Here is a 21,937-nt window from a genome sequence, read left to right as displayed (position 1 = left end):
GCACGTCACTGACGAGATATTCACGGGCCTCTTCCGGGTCCGTAAAGATCGACCGATCCAGCGTGCCCGCACGGCTTCGGGGCGGTCCATGGTGACCGTATTCCCGCTCGGCCGGAGCGAAAGTGCGCATCATCGCTCATGACTTCAGAGGATTGCGGCCTTGAGTACTTTTCGCGACCCAGCCGAACATTTCTCTGCCCTCTCCGGAGATCGGCGGGCGGAGATTTCCTACCCGTTGTCACCCACGCAGCAGGGCATCCTCTTCCAGGCACGCCACGGGGAAGGGACCGGCCTGTACCACACGCAGGTCGAGTTCGAGGTCGCTCAGGATCTCGACGTCGACGCGTTCCGTCTGAGCTGGGCGCGGGTCACGGAGCGGCACGCGGCGCTGAGAACCGGCTTCCGTGATCGTCCGGGTGGCGAACCGGTGCAGACGGTCCGTGAGAGCGTGGACGTTCCCCTTGTCCACGAGGACTGGCGTTCCCTGGACGAGGAACAGCGGTCCGACCGGCTGACGGCGCGGCTGCGGCAGGACCGCGAGCAGGGCTTCTCACTGGACGAGGCCCCGTTGTGGCGGCTCCATGTCGCCCACCTGGCGGGCGCGCGGTACCGGGTTCTGTGGAGCCTCCACTACCTCCTGATGGACTCGCGGAGCCAGACGAGGATTCTCCGCGAAGTGGAGCAGGTGTACGAGGCGCTGACCTCCCGGCAGCCCCTGGACGAACCGCCGGTGGTGCCGTTCCAGGAGTACGTGGAGTGGTGGGGACGCCAGGACGCCGGCCGGTCCGAGGCTTTCTGGCGTGACGAGCTGCGGTCGGTGTCGCCCGTCAGCCCGCTTCCCTTCCAACTCAGGCCCCCCGCAGGCGAGGACGCCGCCGCGGAGGCGCCGCCCGCCGTGTACGAACAGGTGTCGCTGGTCCTGGACGAACGGGAGACGGCTGCCCTGCGCACCGCCGGAACGCGGTGGGACCTGACGCTCCCCACGATCGTACGGGGCGCCTGGGCCTTCCTCCTGAGCCGTTACCGGGGCGCCGACGAGGTGGTCATGGGCGTCACCACCCCCGGCCGGTCCGCCGACCTGCCGGGTGTCGAGGACATGGTCGGGCTGCTCATCAACACGCTTCCCCTGCGGGTCGAGGTTCCGGCCCCGGCAGGCTGGGCGGAATGGATGCAGGGCCTGCAGCGGAAGTACGCGGAGATCCTGGAGCACGAGTACAGCCCCCTGCGGCTGGTCCAGCAGTGGAGCGGGGTCGGCTCGGGCGAATCGCTCTTCGACAGCGTCCTGATGGTCGAGGACCAGGAGACAGGAACCGGGACCGGCTCCTTCCGGATGGTCCGGGAGGAGAGCCACGCGGCCTACCCGCTGAGCATCGTGGCGACCCTCGGGGAGCGCCTCACGCTCACCGTCCACTACGACACCGGGCGCTTCGCGCCGCGGACCGTCGAACGCGCGGCGGGACACCTCCGGCAGATCCTCGCCGAGCTGGTGCGCAAGCCGCACGCCCGCCTCGGGGAGCTGGCCCTCCTCACCCCGGCCGAGTACTCCCGGCTCGTCCATGAGTGGAACGACACGGACACGCCGTACGCGCAGGACGTCTGCATTCACCAGCTGTTCGAGAGGCGGGCGGCGGAGGCCCCCGAGGCCCTGGCCCTGCTCTTCCGGGACGAGCGCTGGACCTATCGCGAGGTCAACGAGCGGGCCAACCAGGTGGCGCACCGGCTGAGAGGCCTCGGGATCGGACGCGGCGACCAGGTCGTGATCCTGATGGAGCGCTCCGCGGAGATGATTCCCGCCCTGCTGGGGATCCTCAAGGCCGGCGCCACGTACGTCCCCCTCGACGTCAATGCTCCCGTCAAGCGGTGGCACTGGATCATCGACTCGCTGAAGGTCACCTGCGTCCTGACCCAGCGCGCCCTGGTGCCGCGCGTCATGTCCGCCGACCCGTTGCCGGACCTCGCGCACATCGTGTGCATGGACCCGGCGGACGATGAACTGCCCGTGCCCGCCCACTGCCCGTACACCGTTCACCCGTCGGCCGGACTCACGGCACTGCCCCGCGAAAACCTTCCGCCGCAGAGCACTGCGCAGGACATCGCCTACGTCATCTTCACCTCCGGCTCCACCGGAACGCCCAAGGGCGTCGCGGTCGCGCACTTCCCGGCGGTGAACCTGATCGAATGGGTCAACACCACTTTCTCCGTGGGCCCGGACGACCGCATCCTCTTCATCACCTCACTCACCTTCGACCTGTCCGTCTACGACGTCTTCGGCGTGCTCGCCGCCGGTGGGTCGATCCGGGTGGCCACGGGCGAGGACATCCAGGAGCCGGCGAACCTGCTGGGCCACCTCGCCGACGAGCCCATCACCTTCTGGGACTCGGCGCCCGCCGCCCTGATGCAGCTCGCGCCCTTCCTGCCCACCGACGGCGAGGGCGCGAACGAGATCGTCTCCCGGTCCCTGCGCCTGATCTTCATGAGCGGGGACTGGATACCGGTCCACTCGCCGGACCTGATGAAGGCGGCCTTCCCGGAGGTCAGGGTCGTCGGCCTCGGCGGGGCGACCGAGGCGACCGTCTGGTCGAACTTCTTCCCCGTCGACGTGGTGGACCCCGCCTGGTCGAGCATTCCGTACGGAAAGCCCATCCAGAACGCACGCTATTACGTCCTGGACGAGAGCCTGCGCCCCTGTCCGGTGGACGTGCCGGGCGACCTCTACATCGGCGGCATCTGTCTCAGCTCCGGATATGCGGACGAGCCGCAGCTGACGGCCGGCAAATACATTCCGTCGCCTTTCGGCGCCACGCCCGGTGAACGCATCTACCAGACCGGTGACATGGCACGGTGGCGGGAGGACGGGAACCTGGAGTTCCTCGGGCGCACCGACTCCCAGGTCAAGATCCGGGGCTACCGCATCGAACTCGGTGAGATCGACAGCACGCTGGGCGAGCACCCCGTCGTCCAGGACGCGGCGACCGTCGTCCGGGAGGACGCGTCCGGCGACCGTTCCCTGGTGTCGTACGTCGTCCTCCACCCGCAGCGCGCCCGTTCCGCCGTCCAGGAGGACGAGGACTCGCTGGTGGGCCGGCGCATCGACCGCTGGCGCGAGGTGTACGACGCGTTCGACCCGGACGCGGCGAAGGAGTCGGAGGACGGAAACGACTTCTCGGGCTGGAACAGCAGCTACACCGGCGGCCCCATCCCCCGGGAGGAGATGCTGGCCTGGCAGGACGACACGGTCGCGCTGATCCACGGCTACGGTCCCTGCACGATCCTGGAGATCGGCTGCGGGACCGGCCTGCTGCTCTTCCCGCTCGCCGCAGGATGCCGCCGCTACTACGGAACCGACTTCTCCTCGTCCGCCCTGGACGCCGTGCGCGGGCGTCTCGGCTCCCGGCCGGAGCTCCGGGAGACCGTCGTCCTGCACCGGCGGGAGGCCGACGCCCTGGACGACCTGGAGCTCGAACCGGTCCACACGGTCGTCGTCAACTCGGTCGTCCAGTACTTCCCCGACGTCCACTACCTGCTCCGTGTCCTTGACCAAGCGCTGTCCCGGGTCGTCGACGGTGGCCGGATCATCGTCGGAGACGTCCGGAGCCTGCCGCTGCTCGAGGCATTCCACGCCGACGTCGAGTTGCACCACGCGCCCGAGTCCCTGACCCGTCAGCAGCTCTGGCAGCGCGTCCAGCGCCGTGTGCAGCTGGAGGAGGAACTGACCCTCGACCCGGCGTTCTTCCGCGAGTGGGCCGCCGCCACCGGCCGCGTCTCTCGCGTCGAGATCCGGCCCAAGGGCGGCCGCAGCCTCAACGAGATGTCGATGTTCCGCTACCAGGCAGTGCTCCATGTGGGCTCCGCCCGCGACCGGGCCGGCCGGACGGCGCCGGCCGGCGTCCCCGAGCTCGACTGGACGGCGGAACGTCTCACCCCCGCGAAGCTGCGCGAGACGCTGGCCGGCGACCGGCCCGACCGGCTCCGGCTGCGCAACGTCCCGAACGCCCGCGTCGAGGAAGCGACACGGACGCTCCGCTGGCTGAAGAGCGGAACCGGACCCGAGACCGCCGAGGCGTGGCGCGGACAGGACCGGCCGCTGCGAGGCATCGACCCGGAGGACGTCAGGGAACTCGCCGAGCAGGCCGGCTACCGGGCGGTCGTCGACTGGAGCCGCCACGGCGCGGACGGCGACTACTCCGTTCTGTTGACCCGCGCCGGAGCGGAACAGGCCCCGGACGAGGAGGAGTTCGTCGTCCCGTCCGAGCCCGGGCGGGAAACGAGCGGCTGGTCGGACTACGCCAACCAGCCGCTCAAAGCGGAGATCGAGCACCTGGTGATGCCCCGGCTCCACGCCCACCTGGCCGAGCGACTCCCCGGCTACATGGTGCCGTCCGGCCTCGTCGCCCTCGACGCCCTGCCCGTCACCCCCAGCGGCAAGCTCGACCGCCGTGCGCTGCTGCTCCCGCCGGCGCCCACCGCCGGACCGAGCTCTGTGCCCGCCCGGAACACCACCGAGGCACTGCTCGTCCCGATCTGGGAGCAGATCCTGTCCCGTTCGCCGATCGGCGTCCTCGACGACTTCTTCGATCTGGGCGGGCACTCGCTCCTCGCCGTGCAACTGGTGGCCCGGATCCGGCAGGTGTTCTCGCTGGAGGTGCCGGTCCGCCTCTTCTTCGACCTGCCGACGATCGCCGAGGTCGCACGCGAGTTGCGGCGCCGGCAGGAGGAGCGGCAGCCCTCGCCGCCGCGTCCCCTCGTCCCCACCCCCCGAGGCGGCCCGCTGCCGGCCGGATCCGACCAGCAGCGGCTCTGGTTCATCGACCGGCTGAGCCCCGGAACCACCTCCTACACCGTCAACTGGCTCGTCCCCCTTCCGGCTTCCCTCGGGACACCGGTGCTCCGGGACGCCCTGGACGAGATGATCCGCCGTCACGAGACCCTGCGCACCACCCTCACGGAGAAGGACGGCCAGGTCTGGCAGATCGTCGCGGACACGTGGCAGGTCGAGCTGGAAGAGGCCGATCTCTCAGGGCTTCCCGGCGAGCAGGCCGAGCAGCGGGCGCGGGACGAGATCCGCCGGTGGTGGGACCAGCCCTTCGACCTCGTCGAAGGCCCCTTGCTGCGGGCCCGGCTCGTCAGGCTGCCGGAGGCGGAGCAGGTCCTCGCGTTCAGCGCCCATCACACCGTGTTCGACGGCTATTCGATCGGTCTCTTCGGCCAGGAGTTCCTCCAGATCTGCCGTGCCCTCGCCGAGGGCGAGCCCTCCCCGCTGCCCGCTCCTCAGGTGCAGTACGCCGACTACGCCGTGTGGCAGCAGAGCCGGCTGGAGGAGGAGGACAGGCTCGCCTTCCAGCTCGACTACTGGAAGGAGCAGCTCTCCGGCGCTCCGGAACTGCTCACCCTACCGACCGACTTCCCGCGTCCGGACGCGCAGAGCTTCACGGGCGACTTCCTGCGCCGGCAGCTGTCACCCGAGCTGACCCGGCAGGTCGTCGAGGTGAGCCGTGAGCACCAGGTGACGAACTACATCACCATGCTCAGCGCCTACGCGCTCCTGCTGGCCCGGTACAGCGGTCAGGACGACGTCGTCATCGGCGTGCCGATCGCGGACCGGAACCGCGTCGAGCTGGAGTCCATGATCGGGTTCCTGGTCAACACGGCCGCCGTCCGGGTGGACCTGCGCGACGACCCGAGCTTCGGATGCGTCCTGCTCCAGGTCCGCAGGCAGCTCTTCGACGCCCAGGCCCATCAGGAGGTGCCGTTCGAGCGGCTCGTCGAGGCACTCCGGCCGACGCGCAGCCTCGCTTACAACCCGGTATTCCAGGTGATGTTCGCCGACGAGAGCCTGCCGTTCCTGGACCACGACTCGGCCTTGGTGCAGCCGAAACGGTGGATGCACGACCTGATGGCCGAGGGAATGAGTGTCGGCGTCGCCCGCTTCGACCTCACCCTGATGATCCAGGCCGATCCCGAGGGCATGCACGTCGGATTCGAGTACAGCACCGACCTGTTCCAGGAACGGACGGTCGCGCGCATGGCCGACCACTTCGAGGTGCTCCTGCGGGCCGCGCTGGCCGACCCCGGGCAGCGGGTGCGGCGCCTCCCGATGGTCGATGACGAGGAGCTCGGGCAGATCGTCGAGCAGGGGACCGGGCCCAGCAACGAGCGTGCTCTCCGGCCGGCTTCGCTGCAGACGCTGTTCGAGGAGCAGGCGCGCCGGTGTCCCGACCGGGTCGCCGTCACGTTCGGTGACACGGAGCTGTGCTACGCCGACCTGGACCGGTGGTCGAACCGGCTTGCGCGTCTGCTGCGGGATCGTGGTGTCGGGCGGGGGAGTCTGGTCGGTCTGTGTGTGCCGCGTTCGGTGGAGATGGTGGTCGGTCTGCTGGCGGTCCTGAAGGCGGGCGGGGCGTATGTGCCGCTGGATCCGGCGTATCCGCGGGAGCGTCTGGCGTACATGGTCGAGGACGCGGGGCTGCGGGTGGTGCTGGCCGAGCGGTCGGCGGCCGGGGTGCTGCCCGAGTCCGATGCCCTGGTTCTGAGCGTCGAGGATGTCTGGCCGGAGCTGGACCGGTGGCCCGACACGCCCCTGGAGACGGGCGTGACCTGTGACGACCTGGCGTACGTGATGTACACGTCCGGTTCGACCGGCCGCCCGAAGGGCGTGGCCGTGACCCATGCCGATGTGACGGCGCTGGCGCTGGACAGCCGGTTCGTACGGGGGCACGAGTGCGTGCTCATGCACTCACCGCAGGCGTTCGACGCGTCGACCTACGAGCTGTGGACCCCGCTGCTCTCCGGCGGCCGGGCGGTGGCCGCCCCGCAGGGGGCGGCCGTGACCTCGGAGTCGCTGCGTGAGCTGGTGGCGGCCCACGGGATCACCGCGGTGTTCATGACGACGGTGCTGTTCCATCTGTTCGCTCAGGACGACCCCGGCTGCCTGGCCGGTCTGCGCGAGGTGTGGACCGGCGGCGAACCGGTCGCGGCGGACGCGGTGCGGCGGGTACGCGCAGCCTGTCCCGAGCTGGTGGTGGTGGACGTCTACGGGCCCACGGAGACGACGACCTTCGCCACCTGCTTCCGGATGGAGCCGCATGACCAGGTGCCTGCCGAACTGCCGATCGGCCGGCCGTTCGACAACACCCGGGTGTTCGTGCTGGACGACTCCCTGCAGCCGGTCCCGGTGGGCGTCGCCGGTGAGCTGTGCATCGGTGGGGTGGGCCTGGCGCGCGGCTATCTGGGGCGGCCGGAGCTGACCGCCGAGGCGTTCGTCGCCGATCCGTTCGGCTCGGGAGGCCGGCTCTACAGGACCGGTGACCTGGTGCGCCGTCTCCGCGATGGCGACATCCAGGTACTCGGGCGGGTCGATGACCAGGTGAAGGTTCGTGGTTTTCGTATTGAGTTGGGTGAGATCGAGGTTGCGCTGGCGGGGCATCCGGTGGTGCGTGGTGCGGCGGTGTTGGTGCAGGGGGAGGCGGCGTCGAGGCGGTTGGTGGCGTATGTCGTCTCGGATGGGCCGGTGGATTCGGGGGAGTTGAGGTCGTTTCTGGGTGAGCGGTTGCCGGGTCACATGGTGCCTGGGGTGTTTGTTCCGTTGGAGGTTCTGCCGTTGAGTCCGAACGGCAAGGTGGATCGTGGGGCGTTGGCTGCGTTGCCGTGGATGGATTTTGCGGTGGACGGGCGGGAGTTCGTGGCGCCGCGGTCGGAGGTGGAGGAGCGGCTGGCGGGGATCTGGGAGTCGGTGCTGGGCACGGGGCGGCCGGTGGGGGTGCACGATGATTTCTTTTCGCTGGGTGGGGACTCGATTCTGAGTCTGCAGGTGATTTTCCGGGCGAAGCAGTGCGGGTTGTTCTTCACGGTGAAGCAGTTGTTCGAGTTTCAGACGATTGCTGAGCTGGCTTTGGTTGTGGAGCGGCAGGATGCTGCGGTGGTGCGGGCCGATCAGGGTCTGGTGACGGGTGGTGTGGAGCTGACGCCTGTTCAGCGGTGGTTCTTCGAGCAGGAGTTCGTGGCTGCGCAGCATGTGAATCAGTCGGTGTTGGCGGAGGTGGACGCGGGTCTGTCGTCGGGGCAGTGGGAGCGGGTGGTGGGGTGTCTGCTGGAGCAGCATGACGGTCTGCGGACTCGTTTTGTGCGGGAGGGGGGCGGGTGGCGGGCTGAGGTTGCCGGGTTGCCGGAGGTGGTGCCGTGGCAGGTGCACGATCTGTCGTCTTGTCCGTCGGGTGAGTGGGAGGGGCGGCTGCTGGAGTTTGCGGGGCGGGTGCAGGCGGGGCTGAGTCTGTCGGATGGGCCGTTGTTCCGTGCTGTGTTGTTCACGGGTGTGCCGGGGCGGGCGGACCGGTTGTTGTTGGTGGCGCACCATCTGGTGGTTGATGTGGTGTCGTGGCGGATTCTTCTGGAGGATCTGCAGGTTTTGGTTGGGCTGGTGCGGCAGGGGCGGGAGCCGGTTTTGCCGGCGAAGTCGAGTTCGTGGCAGCAGTGGGCGGGCCGTTTGCGTCAGGAGGCGCTGAGTGCGTCGACGGTGGGGGAGGTTTCGTATTGGAGTGAGCAGGCGGGGGCGGTCGGTGAGCTGCCGTTGGACGGTCGGGGGGCCGGGGGGAACACGGTCGGTGGCAGTCGGGTGTTGCGGGCGGTGTTGGGTGCGGGGGAGACGCGGGCGCTGTTGCGGGATGTGCCGGCGGTGTTCAGCTCGCGGGTCAATGATGTGTTGTTGACGGGTGTGGCTGCTGCGGTCGGTGCGTGGACCGGTGATGGTCATGTGCGGGTGGATGTCGAGGGGCACGGTCGTGAGGATCTTTTTGATGATCTTGATGTGTCCCGGACGACGGGTTGGTTCACCACGATTTCCCCGTTGCGGTTGCCGGTTCCTTCGGCCGGGGGTCTGGGGGAGGGGCTCAAGCGGATCAAGGAGCTTTTGCGTGTCCGTCCTCGGCAGGGGATCGGTTACGGTCTCCTTGCTCATGGGCCGGTCGCGACCGGTCTGACCGGGACCGCACCCGCGCAGATCAGCTTCAACTACCTCGGCCAGTTCGACGGGACTTTCGCAAGCGGCTTCGCCACGTCCTCCGGCCTGGCCGGTCCCGACTGGGACCCTGCCAACCGGCGCCCGTACCTGATCGACGTCGTGAGCAGTGTGCAGGACGGCGAGCTCCGTATGGAGTGGACCTACAGTGGGGCGGCTCATGAGGAGGAGACGATCCGGCGGGTCGCCGAGCACACGCTGGACGCCCTGAGGGCGCTCGTCGGCGAGGCGGCCCGGCCCGGCACGGTGGGCTACAGCCCCTCCGATCTTCCGCTGAGCGGCCTGACGCAGCAACAGATCGACGGCCTCGTCGGCGAACTGCGCGCGCTGCCCGAGTGGCGGGGGAGCGGCCTTTCCCGTCCACTCGAGGACTGCTATCCCCAGACGCCCGTCCAGCAGGGACTGTGGTTCCAGAGCCAGTACGCCCGGGGTGAAGGCGTCTACCACGTTCAGATGATCCATCACATCGATCAGGAACTGGATGTGGAGGTCTTCCGGCAGAGCTGGGCCGAGGTCATGCGACGGCATCCGATCCTGCGGACCGGCTTCCGGACCACGGCGGAGAACGAAGCCCTCCAGCTGGTCTGGGCCGACCTCCCGGTCCCCCTCGAGACCCGGGACTGGCGGTCCGAGAGCCCCACCGGTCAGCAGGACCGCCTGGAGAGCCACCTGCGGGAGGACCGCGCCCAGGGTTTCGACCCCCACGACGCCCCGCAGTGGCGGATGCTCCTCGTCCGCACGGCCGACCAGCGGTACGAGCTGGTCTGGAGCGCCCACCACGCCATCCTCGACGGCTGGAGCCTCGGCCTGATCCTGAACGACGTGGCCGAGTGGTACGGCGCCCTCAGCCGGGGCCGCCGACTGGACCCGGCACCCGCGCGCCCTTACCGGGACTACGTGTCCTGGCTCCAGCGGCAGGACCTGCGTGAGGCCGAGGAGTACTGGCGTGAGACCTTGCACGGCGTCGAGGAGGCCACCACGCTGAGCATCGAGCGGCACGCGGCCACGGGGACGACGCCGTCCGGCGCGAGCGGCCCGGAGGAACTCGACGTGCTCTTCGACGCCGAGGACACCCGCCGGCTGCACGCGCTGGCCAAGGCCAACCGGCTGACCCTCAACACCGTCCTCCAGGGTTGCTGGGCGCTCCTGCTCGGCCGCTACACCGGCGCCGACGACGTGGTCTTCGGAACGGTGGTCTCCGGGCGCCCGGCCGACGTGGAGGGCGTCGAAGGCACCGTCGGTCTCTTCATCAACACGCTCCCCGTCCGGGTGGGGCTGCCGGGGCAGAGCACCGCGCTCGGCTGGCTCCAGGACCTGCAGGAACAGAACCTGCGGATGCGGCAGTACGAGTACAGCCCGCTGGGGAAGGTCCAGCGCTGGAGCGGGCTCCCCGCCGGCGTCCCCCTCTTCGAGACCCTCTTCGTCTTCGAGAACTACCCGGAGGCGAAGGACGACTCCGCAGCCCTGCGCATCGAACTCACCCGCTCCGAGGAACGGATCGACTATGCCATCGGCCTGGTGGCGACCGTTTCGCAGGACCGGCTCCGGGTCACCGTGCAGTACGACACCGGGCGCTTCGAGCGGGAGGCGATCGAGCGGATGCTCGGCCATCTCCGCAGCGTCTGCTCCCAGATCGCCCGGGAGCCGGAGGTGAGGCTGAGCGGGATCACCGTCCTCACGGAGGAGGAGCGGCAGCAGATCCTCCGCCAGGGCAACTCCACGACCGAGCAGACGGCGGCCGACACCGACTTCGACCTGTCGGCCTACGCGGCGGGGATCAGGAACGCGGAAGAGCGCGAACTCCTTGAGCAACTCGTCGCCGAGGTTCAGGGAATGTCGCCGAACGATTTCCAGGCCCGGACTCCGAGTGCTTCACCGGCTATCGAGACGAGTGACGATCATGAGTGAACTTCTTCCTCGGCTGGAGAACCTGACTGCGGAGCAGCAGGCGATGCTGCGTCTGAGGCTTCAGCAGATCAAGCAGCAGTCCGCGCGTCCGGCGCCCTTTCACGAGCTGTTCGCGGCTCAGGTCCGCCGGTGTCCCGACCGCATCGCCGTGGCCTTCGGTGACTACCAGCTCAGTTACGCAGGTCTGGACCGGTGGTCGAACCGGCTTGCGCGTCTGCTGCGGGATCGTGGTGTCGGGCGGGGGAGTCTGGTCGGTCTGTGTGTGCCGCGTTCGGTGGAGATGGTGGTCGGTCTGCTGGCGGTCCTGAAGGCGGGCGGGGCGTATGTGCCGCTGGATCCGGCGTATCCGCGGGAGCGTCTGGCGTACATGGTCGAGGACGCGGGGCTGCGGGTGGTGCTGGCCGAGCGGTCGGCGGCCGGGGTGCTGCCCGAGTCCGATGCCCTGGTTCTGAGCGTCGAGGATGTCTGGCCGGAGCTGGACCGGTGGCCCGACACGCCCCTGGAGACGGGCGTGACCTGTGACGACCTGGCGTACGTGATCTACACGTCCGGTTCCACGGGACGCCCGAAGGGCGTGCAGATCACCCACCGTGGCATCCGCGGCATCACCCGGTGGCAGCACGAGAACTATGGCCTGGACACACCGCAGAGGGTACTGCAGGGAACATCGCTGAGCTTCGACATCTCGGTGTGGGAGTTCACGGCGGCGCTGCTGTCGGGCGGCACACTGGTGCTGCCGCCCGCCGGGCTGAAGATGATCGGTTCCGATCTCGCCGATCTTCTCGTCGAGCAGGCCGTCGAGAACATCAACCTGACACCGGCGGCGCTCGCCACGCTTCCCGAGGAATCGCTGCCCTTCCTGCGCTGTGTCTCCGTCGGCGGTGAGGCGTGTCCTCTCGATCTCGTCCGCACATGGTCTCCCGGCCGTTCGTTCTTCAACGGTTACGGTCCGTCGGAGGCCACCATCGCGGTGAGCGTGGCCCGATTCGGGCCCGAACTGGAACGTGTCCACATCGGCCGTCCCATCGACGGCGCGCGGCTGTACGTTCTCGACTCCCGTCTCCAGCTCCAGCCGGTGGGCGTCGCCGGTGAGCTGTACATCGGTGGGGCGGGTCTGGCGCGCGGCTATCTGGGGCGGCCCGAGCTGACCGCCGAGGCGTTCATCGCGAACCCGTTCGACGAGGAGGCGGGCAGCCGGCTCTACCGGACCGGCGACCGCGCGCGCTTCCTGCCCGACGGGAACGTCGAGTTCCTGGGCCGGGTCGATGACCAGGTGAAGGTTCGTGGTTTTCGTATTGAGTTGGGTGAGATCGAGGTTGCGCTGGCGGGGCATCCGGTGGTGCGTGGTGCGGCGGTGTTGGTGCAGGGGGAGGCGGCGTCGAGGCGGTTGGTGGCGTATGTCGTCTCGGATGGGCCGGTGGATTCGGGGGAGTTGAGGTCGTTTCTGGGTGAGCGGTTGCCGGGTCACATGGTGCCTGGGGTGTTTGTTCCGTTGGAGGTTCTGCCGTTGAGTCCGAACGGCAAGGTGGATCGTGGGGCGTTGGCTGCGTTGCCGTGGATGGATTTTGCGGTGGACGGGCGGGAGTTCGTGGCGCCGCGGTCGGAGGTGGAGGAGCGGCTGGCGGGGATCTGGGAGTCGGTGCTGGGCACGGGTCGGCCGGTGGGGGTGCACGATGATTTCTTTTCGCTGGGTGGGGACTCGATTCTGAGTCTGCAGGTGATTTTCCGGGCGAAGCAGTGCGGGTTGTTCTTCACGGTGAAGCAGTTGTTCGAGTTTCAGACGATTGCTGAGCTGGCTTTGGTTGTGGAGCGGCAGGATGCTGCGGTGGTGCGGGCCGATCAGGGTCTGGTGACGGGTGGTGTGGAGCTGACGCCTATTCAGCGGTGGTTCTTCGAGCAGGAGTTCGTGGCTGCGCAGCATGTGAATCAGTCGGTGTTGGCGGAGGTGGACGCGGGTCTGTCGTCGGGGCAGTGGGAGCGGGTGGTGGGGTGTCTGCTGGAGCAGCATGACGGTCTGCGGACTCGTTTTGTGCGGGAGGGGGGCGGGTGGCGGGCTGAGGTTGCCGGGTTGCCGGAGGTGGTGCCGTGGCAGGTGCACGATCTGTCGTCTTGTCCGTCGGGTGAGTGGGAGGGGCGGCTGCTGGAGTTTGCGGGGCGGGTGCAGGCGGGGCTGAGTCTGTCGGATGGGCCGTTGTTCCGTGCGGTGTTGTTCACGGGTGTGCCGGGGCGGGCGGACCGGTTGTTGTTGGTGGCGCACCATCTGGTGGTTGATGTGGTGTCGTGGCGGATTCTTCTGGAGGATCTGCAGGTTTTGGTTGGGCTGGTGCGGCAGGGGCGGGAGCCGGTTTTGCCGGCGAAGTCGAGTTCGTGGCAGCAGTGGGCGGGCCGTTTGCGTCAGGAGGCGCTGAGTGCGTCGACGGTGGGGGAGGTTTCGTATTGGAGTGAGCAGGCGGGGGCGGTCGGTGAGCTGCCGTTGGACGGTCGGGGGGCCGGGGGGAACACGGTCGGTGGCAGTCGGGTGTTGCGGGCGGTGTTGGGTGCGGGGGAGACGCGGGCGCTGTTGCGGGATGTGCCGGCGGTGTTCAACTCGCGGGTCAATGATGTGTTGTTGACGGGTGTGGCTGCTGCGGTCGGTGCGTGGACCGGTGATGGTCATGTGCGGGTGGATGTCGAGGGGCACGGTCGTGAGGATCTTTTTGATGATCTTGATGTGTCCCGGACGACGGGTTGGTTCACCACGATTTCCCCGTTGCGGTTGCCGGTTCCTTCGGCCGGGGGTCTGGGGGAGGGGCTCAAGCGGATCAAGGAGCTTTTGCGTGTCCGTCCTCGGCAGGGGATCGGTTACGGTCTCCTTGCTCATGGGCCGGTCGCGACCGGTCTGACCGGGACCGCACCCGCGCAGATCAGCTTCAACTACCTCGGCCAGTTCGACGGGTCCTTCGCCGGGAACTTCGCCGCCTTCACGGGCCTGGCCGGCCCCGACGTGGATCCCGCCAACGACCGCGTTCATCTCATCGACGTCGTGAGCAGTGTGCAGGACGGCGAGCTCCGTATGGATTGGACCTACAGTGGGGCGGCTCATGAGGAGGAGACGATCCGGCGGGTCGCCGAGAGCACGCTGGACGCCCTGAGGGCGCTCGTCGGCGAGGCGGCCCGGCCCGGCACGGTGGGCTACAGTCCCTCCGATTTTCCGCTGAGCGGCCTGACGCAGCAACAGATCGACGGCCTCGTCGGCGAACTGCGCGCGCTGCCCGCCTGGCAGAACAGCCGGTCCGCGCGTCCGCTCGACGACTGCTACCCGCAGACACCCACCCAGCAGGGCATGTGGTTCCAGAGTCAGTACGCGAGCGGCGAGGGCTTCTACCACGTGCAGAACGTGCTGCGGATCGATCAGGAACTGGATGTGGAGGTCTTCCGGCAGAGCTGGGCCGAGGTCATGCGACGGCATCCGATCCTGCGGACCGGCTTCCGGACCACGGCGGAGAACGAAGCCCTCCAGCTGGTCTGGGCCGACCTCCCGGTCCCCCTCGAGACCCGGGACTGGCGGTCCGAGAGCCCCACCGGTCAGCAGGACCGCCTGGAGAGCCACCTGCGGGAGGACCGCGCCCAGGGTTTCGACCCCCACGACGCCCCGCAGTGGCGGATGCTCCTCGTCCGCACGGCCGACCAGCGGTACGAGCTGGTCTGGAGCGCCCACCACGCCATCCTCGACGGCTGGAGCATGAGTCTGATCCTCAAGGAGGCCGCCGAGTGGTACGGCGCCCTCAGCCGGGGCCGCCGACTGGACCCGGCACCCGCGCGCCCCTACCGGGACTACGTGTCCTGGCTCCAGCGGCAGGACCTGCGCGAGGCCGAGGAGTACTGGCGCGAGACCCTGCAGGGCATCGAGGAGGCCACCTCCCCGAACACGGGGAAGCCGCTGGATGCGCCGGACGGCGGACCGGGGGAGCCGGCTCCGTACGCCTGGACCGACGGCTTCCTCGACGAGGAGGAGACCACGGCGTTGCAGGACTTCGCACAGCGGTGCCGTCTCACCCTCAACACCGTTCTGCAGGGTTGCTGGGCGCTCCTGCTCGGCCGCTACGCCCGCACGGACGACGTCGTCTTCGGAACGGTGGTCTCCGGGCGCCCGGCCGACGTGGAGGGCGTCGAGCGCATGTCCGGACTCTTCATCAACACGCTCCCCCTGCGCGTGAGGCTGCCCGGGCAGAGCACCGCGCTCGGCTGGCTCCAGGACCTGCAGGAACAGAACCTGCGGATGCGGCAGTACGAGTACAGCCCGCTGAGCGAGGTCCAGCGGTGGAGCGGGCTCCCCGCCGGCGTCCCCCTCTTCGAGAGCCTCTTCGTCTTCGAGAACTACCCGGAGGGCGAGAGCCGTGACGACGCCCTGCGCTTCGAGGCACTCGGCTCGCAGGAGCAGACCCACTACCCGATCAACACCGCGATCACCGTGGGCGAGCGGATAGGCGTCAGCATCCTCCACGACACGCGCCGCTTCGACGGGCGGACCGTCGAGGCGATGATCGGGCACCTGCGGCAGATCTGCCACGCGCTGGTGACGGAGCCGCAGCAGAGCCTCGCCCGGTTGACCCTGCTCACCGACGCGGAGCGCGCCCGGGCGCTGGGCGAGTGGAGCACCGGGACCACCACGGCCGTCGAACCCGTGCTCCTGCACGAACTGGTCGAGGCGCAGGTGCGGGCCACCCCGGACTCGGTCGCCGTGGTCCACGAGGACGGGCAGCTCACCTACGCCGAGCTCGACCGCCGCGCCAACCAGCTGGCCCACTGGCTGCGGGACCGCGGAGTGGGGCCCGACGTCCTGGTCGGACTGTGTCTCGAGCGCTCCCTGGAAGGCATCATCGGCCTGCTGGGCATCCTCAAGGCAGGCGGGGCCTACGTCCCCATCGACCCCAGGTACCCGCTCGACCGCATGGAGTACGTCGTCGAGGACGCGCGCCTGCGCCTGATGCTCACCCAGTCCTCCCTGCTGTCCAGGCTGCCGGGTGAAGGACTGGAGACCCTCTGCCTGGACACCGGCTGGTCCGCTGTCGCCTCCGGGCCGGCGACGGCCCCCGCGACCGCGGTGACTCCGGAGAACCTCGCCTACATCATCTACACCTCGGGGTCGACCGGACGGCCGAAGGGCGTGATGGTCGCCCACCGGTGCGTCCAGCACATCGTGCCGTGGATCCGCCGCCACCCGTGCTTCGACAGGCGTCAGAACGTCCTGCAGGTCGCGTCCACCAGCTTCGACTTCTCCGTCTGGGAGATCCTCCTGCCGCTGGTGACCGGCGGCACGCTCCACATCCCCGCCGCGGGTGTACGGATGATCGGCACCGACCTCCAGAAGGTCCTGGCCGAGCGGGCCATCGAGAGCCTGAACTTCACACCGGGCGCGCTCGCCACCCTGCCTACCGACGACCCGCTGCCCCACTTGCGCACCCTGGTCGTCGGCGGCGAGGCGTACTCGGCGGACCTCATCCGGACGTGGGCGCCCGGACGTACCTTCTTCAACGTCTACGGGCCGACCGAGACCACCGTCTTCGCCACCGGGGGCCGCACCGACGAGCACCTGGACGTCGTCCACATGGGCCGGCCGATCACCAACGTGCGGCTCTACGTGCTCGACCCGTACATGCAGCCCGTCCCGGCCGGAGTGCCCGGCGAACTCTGCATCGGCGGCGCCGGCGTGACCCGGGGCTACATGAACCGCCCCGATCTCACCGCCGAGTACTTCGTCGCGGACCCGTTCGGCGAGGAGCCGGGCGGCCGCCTCTACCGGAGCGGGGACCTCGTCAGGTACCTGCCCGACGGCAGCATCGAGTTCGTCGAGCGCATCGACAACCAGGTGAAGATCCGGGGCTTCCGGATCGAGCTGGGAGAGATCGAGACGGTGCTCGAGCAGCACCCGCTGGTGGACCACTGCGCCGTGCTCGCCCAGCCGGACGGTCCGGGCAGGCGTCTGGTCGGCTACGCGGTGCTCGACCAGGACTTCCGGCACGCCGCCGAGGCGCAGGAGACGCTGCGGGCCCACCTGAGGGAGCAGCTGCCCGCCTACATGGTGCCGTCCGCCTTCGTGTTCCTCGACGAGCTCCCTCTCAACAGCAACGGCAAGCTGAACCGCCGGGCGCTCCCGCTGCCCGAGGACGGCCCGGCGGCCACGCTCCCGACGAGCGCGCTCCCGCGGACTCCCACCGAGGCGAAGTTGGCCGAGATCTGGGAGGAGGTGCTGGGACACCGCCCCGTCGGCGCCTTCGACGACTTCTTCGATCTGGGCGGACACTCGCTGCTCGCCGTGAAGGTTGCCGCCCGCGTCCGCCGGACCTTCGGCGTCGACCTCCCGGTCCGGGTCCTGTTCGAGCAGCCGGCCCTCTCACAGGTCGCGGCCGAACTGGACACCCTGCTGGAGGCGCGGGAGCCGTACGCCGCCGTCCCCCTGGTACCGGTGCCGCGCGACGAGCCCATCTCCGCGACCTTCGACCAGCAGCGGCTCTGGTACATGGATCGCCTGCACCCGGACAGCTCCCTGTACACCGTGGGCTGGCTCCTCCACCGCCCCGTCGCGGTGGACCCGGCCAGACTCCGGCGCGCACTCGAGGAGCTGATCGCCCGCCACGAGATCCTGCGGACCACGTTCCGGGAGGGGCAGGGGCGGGTGTGGCAGGACATCGCGGAGACCGGGACCGTGGTCCTCACCGAGGCCGATCTGTCCGCACAGCCGGCTGAGCGGCGCCCCGAGTCGGTGAAGGCCGTCACCCGCGACCTGTGGACGCAGACCTTCGACCTGGCCGATGGACCCCTGTTCCGCACCCTGCTCGTCCGCCTGTCCGACGACGAGGCGCTCCTGGCCTTCAGCGCCCACCACGCGATCTTCGACGGCTACTCGGTCGGCATCCTCAACGAGGAACTGCTGCGGATCTACGACGCTCTGGGGCCGGACGGTCCGCCGATGCCGGCCCCGCCGGCCCTCCAGTACGCCGACTACGCGGTGTGGCAGCAGCAGTGGCTCGAGGAGGAACGGCTGCGGCCGCACCTGCGGTACTGGAAGGAGCAGCTGGCCGACGCGCCCGCGCTGATGTCGCTGCCGACCGACCACCCCCGGCCGGCGGTGCAGGACTTCCGGGGCGCCAACCTGAGCCGCTCCCTTCCGCCGGAGCTCGTCGAGCAGCTCGCGAGGGTGAGCGGCGAGAACCGGACGACGCATTTCGTGGTGCTGCTGAGCGCCTTCGCCGTCCTGCTCTCGCACTACAGCGGACAGGACAAGGTGGTGATCGGCATCCCGGTCGCCAACCGCGGCCGCGTCGAGACCGAGCCGCTCATCGGGTTCCTCGTCAACACGGTGGCGCTCTGCGTCGACCTCGAGGGCGACCCGGACTTCTCGGACGTGCTGGCGCAGGTCCGCTGGAAGCTCCTGGAGGCGCAGAGCCGTCAGGAGGTGCCGTTCGACCGCATCGTCGAGGAGCTGAAGCCCGAGCGCAGCCTCAGCTACAGCCCCGTGTTCCAGGTGATGTTCACCGGCCTGGACAAGCTCTTCGAGGACCTGCCCGGGACGCAGGAACAGCCCGCCTGGATCCACGACGTGACGGAGGACGGCATCGGCGTCGCCAAGTTCGACCTGGGGCTCAGCATCCAGCAGCGCGACGGCGAGCTGCAGTACACCTTCGAGTACAGCACCAGCCTCTTCGAACGCGACACCGTGGCCGGCATGGGCGAGCACTTGCGGATCCTCCTCGAGGCGGCTCTGGCCCGACCGCGGACGCCCGTCCGGCGCATCCCGCTGCTTCCGGAGACGGCGCGGGCGCGGATCGTGGAGGCACGGAACGCCACGCGGGACGTCGACGCCCTGCGGCCCGTGTGCCTCCACGAGCTCTTCGCGGAGCAGGTCCGCCGGTCGCCCGACCGCATCGCGCTGTCCTACGAGGACCAGCAGGTGAGTTATGCCGCGCTGGACCGGCGTGCCAACCGGCTGGCGCGGACGCTGCGCGACCTCGGCGTGGGTCCGGAGTCGCGCGTCGGCGTCTGCATGCACCGCTCCCTCGACCTGGTGACCGGTCTGCTCGCCGTCCTGAAGGCCGGCGGCGCCTATGTGCCGCTGGATCCGGACCACCCGGCCGAACGGCTGGCCTACATGGCCGAGGACGCCGGGGTGCAACTGGCGCTGGTGGAGCCCGGGACCGCGGACCGCGTGGGCTTCCTGGCCGAGCGAGGAGTCCGGCTGGTCGAACTCGGCGGGAGCGACACGTCCTGGTCGGCGGCGAGCCCCGATCCCCTGGACGTGGCCGTGAGCCCGGACAACCTGGCCTACGTGATCTACACCTCCGGCTCCACGGGCCGGCCCAAGGGCGCGATGCTGTCGCACCGTGGCATCTGCAACCGTCTGCTCTGGATGCAGGATGCCTACGGCCTGCGGGAGTACGACCGCGTCCTGCAGAAGACCCCGTACAGCTTCGACGTGTCGGTCTGGGAGTTCTTCTGGCCTCTGATCACCGGCGCGCACCTGCACCTCGCCCGCCCCGAGGGGCACCGCGACCCCGCCTACCTGACCGAGCTGGTCGAGCAGCAGGGGATCGGGATCCTCCACTTCGTGCCCTCGATGCTGCAGGCATTCCTGCAGCAGCAGACCGTGCCCCGGCAGTGCCGGGGTGTACGCCACGTGATGTGCAGCGGGGAGGCCCTGCCCCCCGAGGTTCAGGAGCAGTTCCACCGGGCCCTGCCGGACACCCGGCTGCACAACCTCTACGGGCCCACCGAGGCGTCGGTCGACGTCAGCTTCTGGGAGTGCCGGAACACCGCGGGGGCGACCACTGTCCCGATCGGCCGTCCGGTGGCCAACACGCGGTTGTACATCCTGAACGAAGCGATGGAGCCGGTGCCGGACGGTGTCATCGGGGAGCTTCACATCGGTGGCGTCCAGCTGGCGCGCGGCTATCTGGGGCGTCCCGACCTGACCGCCGAACGGTTCGTCGCCGATCCCTTCGGCCCCGGACGCCTCTACGCGACCGGCGACCTGGCCCGGTACCGGCCGGACGGCGTCATCGAGTACGCGGGGCGCAAGGACCACCAGATCAAGATCCGCGGCTACCGCATCGAGATCGAGGAGATCGAGGCCGTCCTGGCAGACCACCCGGCCGTCCGGTCCTGCCTGGTCGTGGTGCACGAGGTGACGTCCGCCGACAAGCGGCTGACCGCCTTCCTCACGGTGAAGGACGGCCGGGAGGCGCCTCAGGACGAGCTGAGGGCGCATCTCCTCGAACGGCTCCCGGAGTACATGGTGCCCGCCTACTTCGTGCAGCTGGACGAGTTCCCGCTCACCGCCAACGGCAAGGTCGACCGGAAGGCGCTGCCGGCGCTGTCGGACGTCGTGCAGCAGGCGCGGGCGGGCGAGAGCCACGTCGATCCGCGGACCGGGACCGAAGAGGCCCTGGCGCAGCTCTGGGCCCGCCTCCTCGAACTGGACCGCGTGGGAATCCACGACGACTTCTTCGCCCTCGGCGGCCACTCGCTCCTCGTGGCCTCCATGGCGACCGAGGTCCAGGAGAAGTGGGGCATTCCGCTCATGCTCACCACGGTCTTCAAGAACCGGACCGTCGCGGCACTCGCACAGGTCATCGACCAGAGCGTCGAGGAGGGCGACGACGGCGAACTGGACGCGGCGGAGCTGTTCGACCTGCTCTGACAGCTCCGGCGCAACCCTCGTCGCTGTCCCCCCGTCCCGCACGCCCGCGAAGGAGAAAAGACAGTGTTCGCTGCGGAGACCACCCTGATCAGTCCCCGGATCGCCCGAGTGGCGGCGGCCCTCGACGCGGGCGACCGTCAGGCCCTCGACGTGTTCTGGAAGGAGGTCGAGGAGTCCGGCACCCCGCTGATGGAACAGGTCGGGCCCGACGACTCCCGGACCCTGGTCACCTTTCTGTGGCGGGACCCCGGCGACACCGAGAACGTCGTGGTGCTCTTCTGCAGCGCGCCGAGCGGTGACTTCAGTGAGTTCCGGATGGACCACCTGCCGGGCACCGACCTCTGGTACCGGTCCTACTTCCTGCCCTCCCGACTGCGGACCACCTACCTGTTCTCGGTCAACGACGCGATGGTGCCGTTCACCTCCTACGCGGAGGTGCTGCAGCGTCTCCCGGAGTACCGGCCCGATCCCCTGAACCCCCGTGACTACACGCTCATGGGCAATCCGAACGAGTTCAAGGTGTCGGTGCTCGAACTTCCCGGGGCCCCGAAACAGCCGTGGAACATCCCGCGCCGCGGGGTGCCCAAGGGAACCAGTCGCATGCACACCATGGACAGCGAGATCCTGGAGACCCGGCAGCACGTCACCGTCCACGTGCCGCCCGGTTACACCACCGACGGTGACGCGTACAACGTCTTCGTCCTCTTCGACGGGTGGTCGTACTACAACTTCGCCGCCATCACGACCGTGCTGGACAACCTGCTGTACGCCGGCGGCATCCCCCCGTACGTCCTGGTCATGCACACCAACGAGGACCAGGACGTCCGCGCCCGCGAACTGCCCTGCCACGAGCCGTTCAGCGAATTCCTGAACCGGGAGCTCATGCCGTGGGTCCACCGGAATTACCACATCACCTCCGACCCGGCGCGCACTGTTGTCGGCGGCTCCTGCTTCGGCGGCCTGGCGGCGACGTACGCGGCATTCAGGACGCCCGGGAGATTCGGCAACGTGATCTCCCAGTCGGGGTCGTTCTGGTGGCCGGGGAAAGACGTGCCCAGCCGGGAGGAGGAGTGGCTCACACGGCAGTTCGAGAAAAGCCCCCGACTTCCCATTCGATTCTCCATGGACATCGGGAGCCTGGAGCGGGCCATTGTCGACTACGACCCGATGACGACCCACCAGAACATGCGCGACGTCCTTGTGGAGAAGGGCTACGCGGTGGACTACAGCGAATACATGGGCGGTCACGACATGATCTGCTGGCGCGGCACCATCGTCGAACGCCTGCTCTCGTTCCACCCCCGGCCGAAGGACTCACCCGCCCCAGGACGGTGAGACCGCGG

3 protein-coding genes are annotated in these 21,937 nt (G+C 69.1%); all 3 read left to right on the top strand.

From position 1 onward, the window contains the following. Positions 1–235 precede the first annotated feature (235 nt). The 3 genes from OG395_RS15300 to fes all read left to right on the top strand — a co-directional run bounded on the left by OG395_RS15300 (position 236) and on the right by fes (position 21,929). On the top strand, positions 236–10,918 hold the full coding sequence (locus OG395_RS15300; RefSeq protein ID WP_327243434.1) for a non-ribosomal peptide synthetase: 10,683 nt from the start codon (positions 236–238) through the stop codon (positions 10,916–10,918). Then, positions 10,911–20,594 carry a non-ribosomal peptide synthetase gene (locus tag OG395_RS15295; protein WP_327243433.1) on the top strand — a complete coding sequence of 3,228 codons (9,684 nt, stop codon included), beginning with the start codon at positions 10,911–10,913 and terminating at the stop codon, positions 20,592–20,594. Before OG395_RS15300 ends, OG395_RS15295 begins: the two co-directional genes overlap by 8 nt. Before the next feature lie 63 nt (positions 20,595–20,657). After that, on the top strand, positions 20,658–21,929 hold the full coding sequence (gene fes / locus OG395_RS15290) for an enterochelin esterase (RefSeq protein ID WP_327243432.1): 1,272 nt from the start codon (positions 20,658–20,660) through the stop codon (positions 21,927–21,929). Positions 21,930–21,937 lie beyond the last annotated feature (8 nt).

It is taken from the genome of Streptomyces sp. NBC_01320 (assembly GCF_035974375.1).
Classification (GTDB): Bacteria; Actinomycetota; Actinomycetes; order Streptomycetales; family Streptomycetaceae; genus Streptomyces; species Streptomyces yanii.
The sequence above is the reverse complement of the archived record's forward strand: the minus strand, read 5'-3'. Positions and strand labels throughout refer to the sequence as shown.